The following is a 9,068-nucleotide window of genomic DNA, read 5'->3' as shown; positions in this document are numbered from 1 at the left end:
GGCGAGGTCTCGACGACGGCGGCCACCGTGGCGCCCGCGTCGAGCAGTTGGCAGGCGACCAGCAGCAGCAGGGGGCCGCCGCCCGCCAGCAGCACCGGGCCCGCTGGCACGGAGCCTGAACTTTTGAGCGCGATCTGCGCCGCGCCGGCGTTCATCACCCCTGGCAGCGTCCAGCCGGGGATGGGCGACGGGCGTTCCATGGCGCCGGTGGCGGCGATCAATTGTGGCGCGCGCACCTGGAGCGATTGGCCCTGCTGCAAGGTCGTCACGGTGAGGTCGCGTGCGACGTCCCACACCAGGGCACCGTAGCGCAACTCGACGCCCGAGCCCGCCAGGCGCCCGGCCAACGCGCGGCCGTAGGTGTAGTCCGGCCCGAGCAGGGTCGCCAGCTTGGGGTCGGCCGTCGTGACATTGCGGTAGATCTGGCCGCCAGCGCGCGGCTGCTCATCCAGCAGCACGGTTTTCAACCCCAGCGATGCGGCCGTCAGCGCGGCGGACATGCCGGCCGGGCCGGCGCCGATGATCACCAGATCGTGTCTCATGCGGCGTCCTCGACCCGGCGCGCGCCACTCTGCAGGCGCACCTGCATGCCCTCAGAGACTTCGACCATGCAGGACTGGACGTTTTGCCGCCCGTCGACTTCGACCAGGCAGTCAAAACACACGCCCATCAGGCACAAGGGCGCGCGGGGCTGGCCGGAGACCGGGGTCTGTCGAAACGGGACCACACCCGCGTTCAGCAGCGCGATGGCCAGCGTGTCGCCTTCGCGGGCAGTGATGGGGCGCCCCTGGACCTGCAACAACACCGTTTGGCGCGCGAGGGTGGGCTCGATCGGTCTAAACATGAAAACGCTCCGCTTTGAATCCGGTGATGTCGGCTGGTTCGGGTCCACCCCGGATCCAGTCCGCCAGGGGGCCCGCATGCTGGCTTGCCAGTGTGACGCCGCTGTGGCACGTGACGACGAAGGCGCCCGGGCAACTGGTGGAGGCCTGGTAAATGGGAAAGCCGTCCGGACTCATCACGCGCAGCGCGCCCCAGGTACGCACGACGTTGACGCTTTTGAGCAGCGGGAAGCAGCGTATGGCGCGGTCGGCGATGCGCGCGAGCTGCGCCAGCGTGGTGCCGTCGTCCAGGCCGACATCTTCTTTGGAGTCGCCCAGCTGCACGACGCCTTCGCCGGTTTGCCGCACATGCAATGACGGGTGGCGCAGAAAGGGCTGCACGCGCTCGGTGACCAGAATCTGGCCCCGCAGGGGCTGAACCGGAGCCTCCAGGCCCACCAGTGGGGCGAGGGCGCGGTTGCCCAGTCCGGCCGCCAGCACCAGTTTGCCGGCGACGTGTTCGGTCGCACCCGTGCGCACGCGGAACTCACCGTTGCGATGCTCGATGGCATCGACATGCACCCCGGGTAGCAACTCGCCGCCCAGGTTCGCAAAGCCTTGGAACAACGCGCGCAGCAGCCGCAGCGGACTGACATGGCCGTCGAGCGGGCAGAAAACGGCGCCGGAGACTTCCGGGCCGACAAACGGAGACAGCGCACGGAGCTGGGTCAGGTTGAGCACTTCATAAGGGTAGTGGCCCCCGATCTGCTGGCGGACCGCCTCAAGATTTCCGGCGCGTTTCGCGAGTTCGGCGTCACTCAGACACATGATGAGGCCGCCGATCTGGGACAGCTCGACGTCAATACCGGTTCGCTCGGCGAGTTCCCGGGCAAACGCTGGCCACTGCCGCGCGGCAGCCATGTTCCAGCGCGCATAAGCCGGATGGCCCAGACCCTTGCCCTGCACCCACACCAGGCCGAAGTTGCCCCGGGCGGCGCGAAAGGCGTCGTCGCCTTCGTCGAGCAGGCGCACCCGTTCGCCGGCGCGTGCCAGGCCATAGGCCACCGCCATGCCGACCACGCCGCCGCCAATCACCAGGGTGTCGAGTTCAGTGTGTTGCCTCATGTTTTGCCCGACAGAACGCGGTCCAGCCCGTAGAAGCGATCCAGCACGATCATCAGCACCAGGGTCAGCACAATCATCACGGTGGAGACTGATGCCAACAAGGGGTCGATGGTGTGAGCGATGTGGTTGTACATCTTGACCGGCAGCGTCTGGGTGCCGGCCGAGGCGACAAAAATCGACATCGTCAATTCGTCAAAGCTGTTGATGAAGGCGATCAGCCAGCCGCCCGCCACGCCGGGCACGATCAGGGGCAACTCGATGCGGCGAAAGACGGTCCAGCCGGATGCTCCCAAAGACTGCGCGGCCTGCGCAACGCTGCGATCGAAGCCCGTGGCCGCCGCCACCACCAGGCGCAGCACATAGGGCAGCACGATCACGGTGTGCGCCGCGGTCAGCCCCCAGTAACTGCCCGAGCCGCCAATCTGCGTCAGAAAACGCAGCAGGGCAATGCCCAGCACCACGTGCGGCACCATCAGCGGCGACAGCAGCAGTGCCAGGATGGTGTCGCGCCCGGCGAAGCGGTGCCATGCGATCGCCATGCCCGCCGGCACCGCCATCAGAGTCGCCAGCGTGGCGGCCGCAGCGGCCAGGCCCAGGCTGCGCCAGAAAGCGTCGATGAAGTCCGTCGCCTCCAGCATGGCGCGGTACCAGCGCAGCGAGGCGCCGTCAAAGGGCATGGCGATGTAGCCCTTGGCGGTGAACGACACCAGCACCACCATGGCCAGTGGCGCGAGCATGAATATCCCGAACAGCCAATGGAATACCAGCAGGGAGCGAGGCAACTTGCTCATACGAATACCTGCTTCCACCGGCTTTCGACCAGCCGGTTCACGCCCATGGAGACGGCCAGCACGATCAGCACCAGCACCACGGCCAGCGCCGCACCCAGCGGCCAGTTGAGATTGCCAAGGAACTCGTCGTAGATTGTGGTCGGCACCACTTTGAGCCGTCTGCCGCCGATGATGGCCGGCGTGGCGAAAGCGCTGGCAGCCAGCGCGAAAACAATCAGCCCGCCCGAGAGTACGCCCGGAATCACCTGCGGGAAAACAATGCGCCGCAACACCGTCGGCAGTCCGGCGCCCAGCGACTGCGCGGCCTGCTCGGTGGCGGGGTCGAGCTTTTGCAGCGAGGTCCACACCGCCAGCACCATGAAGGGCACCAGCACATGCACCATGGCGATGACCACGCCGGTGAACGTGAACATGATCTTGATCGGCTCACTTACCAGGCCGGTGGCCAGCAGCAGGTTGTTGATGACGCCCTCATTGCCCAGCAAGATGGCCCAGCCGAGTGTGCGGATCACCACGGAAATGAGCAGCGGCCCGAGCACGATCACCACCGACACCGCGCGCCAGCGCTGCGACAGCCGTGTCAGCACGTAGGCCTCGGGCACGCCGATGACAATGCACAGGAAGGTGACCAGAATCGCCATGCCGAAGGTGCGCGCAAAGATGGCGTGGAAGTAGTCGTCGCGAAAAATGTCGGCGTAGTTGGCGACGGTCATTTGCTCGCCGACGCCACCGCCGCTCACAAACGGGTACAGGCTGAGCGAGAAGATGAGCACCAGCGGCAGCGCCACGAAGGCCAGCGTGACCAACATGCCGGGCGCGGTGAGCCAATAGGGCAGCAAGTTGCGTTGCTCGTTCATGCCGTGGCTCCTGCGCCGGCCGGCACGACCCGGGCATGTTCGCCCGACCAGCAAAGCCCCACCTCGTCTCCCTCGCCCGCCTGGGGCAGGCCGGTGTTGGCGTGGGTGATCTGCATCGTTCCCAGCGGCGTGTCGACCTGGAACAGCCAGTGGTTACCCAGGAACACACGCGCACTGATGCGCCCGCGCACCAGCGCCGGCTCACGCGTGATCTCAACCTTCTCAGGGCGCACGATGTAGTCCACCACGCCCGCGGCCGTCCGGTCGGCGCAAGGCAAGCGGTGTCCGTTCACTTCCACCATGCCGCCAATGGCTTGACCGGTGAACACATTGGCCTTGCCCAGAAAGGTGGATGAAAAGCGCCCGTTGGGCTGCTCGTACATGTCGAACGGCCGGCCCACCTGCTCAATGCGCCCCTGGTTCATCAGCACCACGCGGTCGGCCAGTGTCATGGCCTCGGCCTGGTCGTGTGTGACCATGATGGTGGTGATGCCCACGCGGTGCTGCAGCGCGCGCAGCTCAATCTGCATCTCTTCGCGCAGCTTGGCGTCGAGCGCGCCCATCGGTTCGTCGAGCAGCAGGACCGGCGGCTGGATCACCAGCGCGCGCGCCATCGCCACGCGCTGGCGCTGGCCACCGGATAGCTCGCGCGGGTAACGGTCCGTCAGGGACTCCAGGTGCACCAGTTCCAGCGTTTCGCCTACGCGGCGCCTGCGCTCGGTGGCGGCCACGCCGCGCATCTCCAGACCGAAGGCCACGTTGTCTGCCACCGTCATGTGCGGAAACAGGGCGTAACTCTGGAACACGATGCCCAGGCCGCGTTTGTCGGGTTTCACCGAGGTGATGTCCTGACCGTCGAGCAGGATGCGCCCCTCGGTTGGCGGCACGAAGCCCGCCACCATCTGCAGCGTGGTGGTCTTGCCGCAGCCCGAAGGCCCCAGCAGGCACACGAACTCGCCTTTGGCGACGGACAGGCTGCACCCGCTCACGGCAGTGAAGTCGTCAAAGCGCTTGGACAGGCCCTGGAGTTCAAGAAAGCTCATCGTCGTCCTTGGGATGTGGGTAGCGTCATGTCTCAGCGCTCGACGGCGCGGTTCCAGCGGTTGGTCCACTCGGCGCGTTTGGCGTTGATGATGTCGTAGTTGGGCGAGATCAGGGCATTGACCTTGTCCGGACCGAACACCACTTTCCTGGCCACCTCAGGCGAGAGTTTTGTGGTCTTGTTGACCGGGCCGAAGCCGACCGCCTGGGCCATCAGTGCCTGCGACTCGGCCGACACCACGTGCTGCAGGAACTGCTGGCCGAGCTTCGCTTGCGGCGCACCTTCAACCACACAGCCGGCCACCATGATGACGACCGCGCCCTCCTTCGGGTAGACGAACTCGACCGGTGCGCCCTGGTCCGCCACGGACTGCACGCGGCCATTGCCCCAGACCACCAGCGCCGCCTCGCCGGTCTGCAGCATCTGCGCCATCTTGCCGGGCGAGGGTTCCCACACCAGCACGTTGGGCGCGACCTTTTTGATCATCGCGTCGAAGCCGGGCTCCATGTTGGCTTCGCCGCCGCCGTTCAGGCGCGCCATCATCATCAGCGTCAGCAGTCCATAACCGTTGGTGATGGGCGGAATCACGACTTTCTGTTTGTATTTCGGATCCGTCAGGTCCTGCCATGAGGTCGGCGCTTGCCAGCCGTGTTTGGCGAACTGGTCCTTGTTGTAGGCCAGGCCGGTGGCGATGAAGCCTATGCCCACCGATTTGTCGCCCACCATGCGCGCGGCCGGGTAGAGCTCTTTGACGGCGCTCGTGTCTTCGACCTTGCTGCACAGGCCCTGGCCGACGGCCTGGTACATGGGGCCGTCGTCAATGAGTGCGACCGAAATTTCCTGCTTGCCCTTTTGCGCCTGCAATTTGGCCAGGATGTCGGTCGAGTTCCCTGGCACGTAGACCACCTTGGCACCGGTTTTGGCTTCGAACGGCGGGATGATTTGCTCTTTGTACAGCTTTTCGGTCGAACCGCCAGAGCCGCCAACGTAAATGGTCTCGGCGGCCTGGGCGTTCAGGGATGCCGCCAGCGCGGCGGCACCCATGACAGTGAGGATTTTGCGCATAAAGATCTCCGGTTGATTCAGGTTCAGAGGAAAGGGCTGCTCCAGGCACAAGAAGAGTCTGGCGAATGCAGTTTATGCGCCGCCTCGGCCCTTGAAAAGGTAAACATCGACGGCTGTATATGCCAAAATGTTATGTATGAAACCTGTGCTCAATTTGCGTCAGATCGAGGCTTTCCGCGCCGTCATGCTGACCGGCAGCGTGGTCGGCGCGGCCCGCCTGATGAGCGTGACACAACCGGGCGTGAGCCGCACCATTGGCTTGATGGAGTTGCGCATAGGTTATTCGCTATTCGAGCGGCGGGGACGGCGCCTGGTGCCCACGCCCGAGGCCGAGGCGCTGTACCGTGAGATTGAAACTCTCTATGGCAGTATCGAGCGCATCTCGCAAGTGGCGCAGGACATCCGCTTCCAGCGCGCCGGTGCCTTGCGCGTGGCGACGCTACCGGCCCTGGCCCAGTGGCTGGTGCCGCGTGCCATCGCCCGGTTTTTGTCCTCACGCCCGAACGTGACGGTGTTTGTGCAGAGCCTGCCCTCGCGTCAGATCGCGGAGCTGGTGTCAACCCGGCAGTTCGACGTCGGCATCGTCGAGTTGCCCTTGTCCCGACCGGCCATCGAGATTGAGCCGCTGGAGCCTGTACCGTCGATGGCCGTGATGCCCGCCGGTCACCGTCTGGCTTCCAAGCGGCAGATTTCACTGAAGGACCTCGATGGCGAACGGATGGTGATGCTGTCGCAGCACAGCTTTGTGCGCTATCAGATGGACGAGGCTTTCTCCACGCTGGGCGTGGCGCCCAACGTGGTACTGGAGACGCCGAGTTCATCGATTGCCTGTGCGCTGGTCGCCGCGGGTGCGGGGATCACGCTGGTGTCGAAGTGGACAGCTGTGCCGTTTGCCGGGCCCGATCTGGTGGTGCGCCCGGTCAAGGAAGCGATTGCGTCGCGCCACGCCATCATTTTTCCGCAGGTCGCCAGCCGGATGCTGCTGTCGGACGCATTTGCAAAAGACCTGCGGGAGGAAATCCGGATATCCGATCAGGATTGAATTGGCGGCATGAATCCAGCGTCGGCGCACGTGTTGGGTGCTGCCTTGATTTCATGAATTGCGGATGGTTAAAACACAAGCGGCACCCGCAGGTGCCGCTTGATGCGCACTGCCCGCAGGCAGTTGGCTATTAAGCTACTTTAGTGGCTTTCTTGACTGCATCGGCGGTCTGGGTGGCGGCTGCGGTGAAGTTGGCTTGAGCCGTTGCAAGCGCTTTCTTGGCTTGAGCCTGAGCCGACTCGAACGCATTTTGACCGGAGGTCAAAGCGTTCTTGAAGGCGGCCACAGCGGTTTCGCTGCCAGCAGGCGCGTTCTTGGTCAGGTTTTCCAGCACGCTGTCGAATGCCTTTTGTGCTTCGGCCGTCTTGGCTTCAACAGCCTTGGTGAATTCAGCACCGCCGCCAGTCACAATGGTCTGAACATGCTGAACGTAGGCGGCAGACTTCTCGGTCAGAGGCTTGACCAGGCCAGATTGCAGAGCCAGCAACTGTTGGGCATCTTTGGCACCCAGCACAGCCTGGACATGGTTGAACGACTCGCCCAAGGCCGCCTTGGAGGCCGCCAGGTTGAGCTCGACCAGTTTCTCGATGCCGGCAAAAGCCTGGGTGGTGAAGCCTTGCAGTGCTTGCAGATTGGCTTTGTTTGATGCGATGAATTGTTCGGCGGTGGTGTTCATGTCGGTTTCCTTGATTGATGAGGCGAATCGGGTGCCTGCTCAGTGAAAGCCGCGTCCCGCTATTTATGTTGCAGTGCAACATGATGTGAATTATAGGGAGAATCCGAAGGCGTGGAGGATTTTTGTTGCACTGCAGCAATTATTAGGGGTGTCGGCCTAGTTCCACAGGAAAACATGGTGGCTGCGGGAACGCCTGTGAATGGCGAATGCAACCGTGATCATCTCAATGGAGCGGCATAGCCTGAGCAAATGAAAAGGTCGTACCCATGACAGGTACGACCTTCAATCAAGCTGCTCTTTGAACCTGAGCCATCAACACTTCAAGCCAGTGGCCACGGTTCACATCCAGCGGTTCTTGCGTTGCCAATGCAAGCCAGCCATTCAGGAGGCTGGCATGTCATCAGAACTTGTGGCGCAGGCCCATGGCGAACATGCTGCTGTGCTCATCATTAGCCAGTTCGTGCTTGGTGTTGACATAAGACGTGTACAGCGTGGTGCGCTTGCTCAGGTCGTACAGGGCTTCCAGGTCGTAGCCCGTGCTCTTGCCCAGGAAGTCACCCTTGGACTGCGCAACTTGAGCACGCAAGGTCAAAGCGTTCATGGGAACGGACACGCCAAAAGCGTATTCCTTTTGCTTGGGCGCATCGGTGACCTTGGCTTCGTTAAAGGCAGCAGACAGCTTGAACTTACCGAAGTTATATGCACCGCCAGCCAGAATGTTCTTCAGGCTGATAGAGCTGGGGTTCGTGGTCAAGACTTCGTCCTGGTATGCCAAAACTGCAGTGATAGGGCCATTTGCATACTGACCAGCCAACGAGGTGGTGTGGGTTGCACCAAACGCAGCAGTTGCGTCTTCACCCAGTGCGTAAAGGGCAGAAACCGTGAAACCGCTGAAGTTGGCGGAAGTGAACTTAATGCTGTTGTTGGCACGCGAGTTATAGCCGGTCCAGGCACCAACGTTCGAGGCAAATGACTTGAGCGCCTTGACATAGTCCGCATTCACCACACCGGCTCTCAATGCCACAGCACCTGCGGCATCCAGGCCAGGGCCATTCGTAGCAGCAAACACGTTGGTGCCCGAGGCCAGGATGCCACCAAACATGTCATCCCATGGGGTGTCGTGGCGACCGAAGGTCAGCGTGCCAACACTGTTGCTCAGACCCACGAAAGCGTGGCGACCGAACAGCAAACCACCTTGACCGCTGGCACCGGTGTCCACGGCGAAACCGTTTTGCAGATCAAACACAGCCTTCAAGCCGCCGCCCAGATCTTCAGAGCCCTTCAGACCCCAGCGGCTGCCGTTTTGGCCGCCGGACTCCAGCTTCGTCTGGGTCACGCCCGCCACGCCCGTTCCCGTGCTATCAACCGTAGCCCGCTTGGCCGATTGCACGTTCACATCGACGATGCCATAGAGGGTGACGGTTGCCTGGGCCATGGCGGCGCCGGATGCGGCGAGAACCGCCAAGGCGATCAAAGTTTTTTTCATTGAAATTTCTCCAAATATTGTTGTTGATGGCTTGTTTGCATAATGCAGAGAGTCTTTTGCCTGGCGGTCGCGGGCTAAAGAGCTGAATCAAAACTGGGGCGGCCGTTCCGCGAACGGTAGGCAAAAGATCCCGTTGGACTAAGCCGCCACTCGAGACGGTGGC

General features: G+C 62.9%; 10 protein-coding genes. 1 reads left to right on the top strand and 9 read right to left on the bottom strand.

All coding sequences use genetic code 11. From position 1 onward, the window contains the following. The 7 genes from WA157_RS08915 to WA157_RS08885 all read right to left on the bottom strand — a co-directional run. On the bottom strand, window positions 1-542 hold a 542-nt coding region (locus WA157_RS08915), incomplete at its 3' end, for an NAD(P)/FAD-dependent oxidoreductase (protein ID WP_422620597.1). Beyond that, window positions 539-844, bottom strand: coding sequence for a (2Fe-2S)-binding protein (locus WA157_RS08910; RefSeq protein WP_422620596.1), 306 nt, complete (start codon window positions 842-844; stop codon window positions 539-541). The genes WA157_RS08915 and WA157_RS08910, both read right to left, overlap by 4 nt. Beyond that, entirely contained in the window at window positions 837-1,946 is a 1,110-nt protein-coding gene (locus WA157_RS08905) for an NAD(P)/FAD-dependent oxidoreductase (protein ID WP_422620595.1), read from the bottom strand. Before WA157_RS08905 ends, WA157_RS08910 begins: the two co-directional genes overlap by 8 nt. Further along, window positions 1,943-2,737 (bottom strand): ABC transporter permease, encoded by a 795-nt coding sequence (locus tag WA157_RS08900; RefSeq protein WP_422620594.1) that lies wholly within the window; start codon window positions 2,735-2,737, stop codon window positions 1,943-1,945. The genes WA157_RS08905 and WA157_RS08900 overlap by 4 nt, the downstream gene beginning before the upstream one ends. After that, a complete protein-coding gene (locus tag WA157_RS08895; protein WP_422620593.1) occupies window positions 2,734-3,594 on the bottom strand; it encodes an ABC transporter permease in 861 nt (286 codons plus the stop codon). The genes WA157_RS08900 and WA157_RS08895 overlap by 4 nt, the downstream gene beginning before the upstream one ends. Then, on the bottom strand, window positions 3,591-4,637 hold the full coding sequence (locus WA157_RS08890; protein WP_422620592.1) for an ABC transporter ATP-binding protein: 1,047 nt from the start codon (window positions 4,635-4,637) through the stop codon (window positions 3,591-3,593). Before WA157_RS08890 ends, WA157_RS08895 begins: the two co-directional genes overlap by 4 nt. 32 nt (window positions 4,638-4,669) lie before the next feature. Then, window positions 4,670-5,701, bottom strand: coding sequence for an ABC transporter substrate-binding protein (locus WA157_RS08885; RefSeq protein WP_422620591.1), 1,032 nt, complete (start codon window positions 5,699-5,701; stop codon window positions 4,670-4,672). A 136-nt stretch (window positions 5,702-5,837) separates the two neighbouring features. Here WA157_RS08885 and WA157_RS08880 point away from each other — a divergent pair, with 136 nt between their 5' ends. Then, window positions 5,838-6,743: a LysR substrate-binding domain-containing protein gene (locus WA157_RS08880; RefSeq protein ID WP_422620590.1), complete on the top strand. Its 906-nt coding sequence runs from the start codon at window positions 5,838-5,840 to the stop codon at window positions 6,741-6,743. Window positions 6,744-6,873: 130 nt separating this feature from the next. On the opposite strand, the gene WA157_RS08875 is transcribed toward WA157_RS08880, so the two are convergent. Both WA157_RS08875 and WA157_RS08870 read right to left on the bottom strand, forming a co-directional pair. Next, entirely contained in the window at window positions 6,874-7,419 is a 546-nt protein-coding gene (locus WA157_RS08875; protein WP_422620589.1) for a phasin family protein, read from the bottom strand. Window positions 7,420-7,819: 400 nt separating this feature from the next. Beyond that, window positions 7,820-8,905 carry a porin gene (locus WA157_RS08870; protein WP_422620588.1) on the bottom strand — a complete coding sequence of 362 codons (1,086 nt, stop codon included), beginning with the start codon at window positions 8,903-8,905 and terminating at the stop codon, window positions 7,820-7,822. Between the last annotated feature and the right edge of the window lie 163 nt (window positions 8,906-9,068).

Origin of the sequence: Rhodoferax ferrireducens, assembly GCF_049302455.1 — a bacterium.
GTDB classification, from domain to species: domain Bacteria; phylum Pseudomonadota; class Gammaproteobacteria; order Burkholderiales; family Burkholderiaceae_C; genus Rhodoferax; species Rhodoferax ferrireducens_B.
This window is presented reverse-complemented; position numbering and strand designations above follow the sequence as displayed.

Coding starts and splice junctions, on each gene's coding strand:
- WA157_RS08910 (WP_422620596.1), bottom strand. CDS start 844: ATGTTTAGACCGATCGAGCCCACCCTCGCGCGCCAAACGGTGTTGTTG.
- WA157_RS08905 (WP_422620595.1), bottom strand. CDS start 1,946: ATGAGGCAACACACTGAACTCGACACCCTGGTGATTGGCGGCGGCGTG.
- WA157_RS08900 (WP_422620594.1), bottom strand. CDS start 2,737: ATGAGCAAGTTGCCTCGCTCCCTGCTGGTATTCCATTGGCTGTTCGGG.
- WA157_RS08895 (WP_422620593.1), bottom strand. CDS start 3,594: ATGAACGAGCAACGCAACTTGCTGCCCTATTGGCTCACCGCGCCCGGC.
- WA157_RS08890 (WP_422620592.1), bottom strand. CDS start 4,637: ATGAGCTTTCTTGAACTCCAGGGCCTGTCCAAGCGCTTTGACGACTTC.
- WA157_RS08885 (WP_422620591.1), bottom strand. CDS start 5,701: ATGCGCAAAATCCTCACTGTCATGGGTGCCGCCGCGCTGGCGGCATCC.
- WA157_RS08880 (WP_422620590.1), top strand. CDS start 5,838: ATGAAACCTGTGCTCAATTTGCGTCAGATCGAGGCTTTCCGCGCCGTC.
- WA157_RS08875 (WP_422620589.1), bottom strand. CDS start 7,419: ATGAACACCACCGCCGAACAATTCATCGCATCAAACAAAGCCAATCTG.
- WA157_RS08870 (WP_422620588.1), bottom strand. CDS start 8,905: ATGAAAAAAACTTTGATCGCCTTGGCGGTTCTCGCCGCATCCGGCGCC.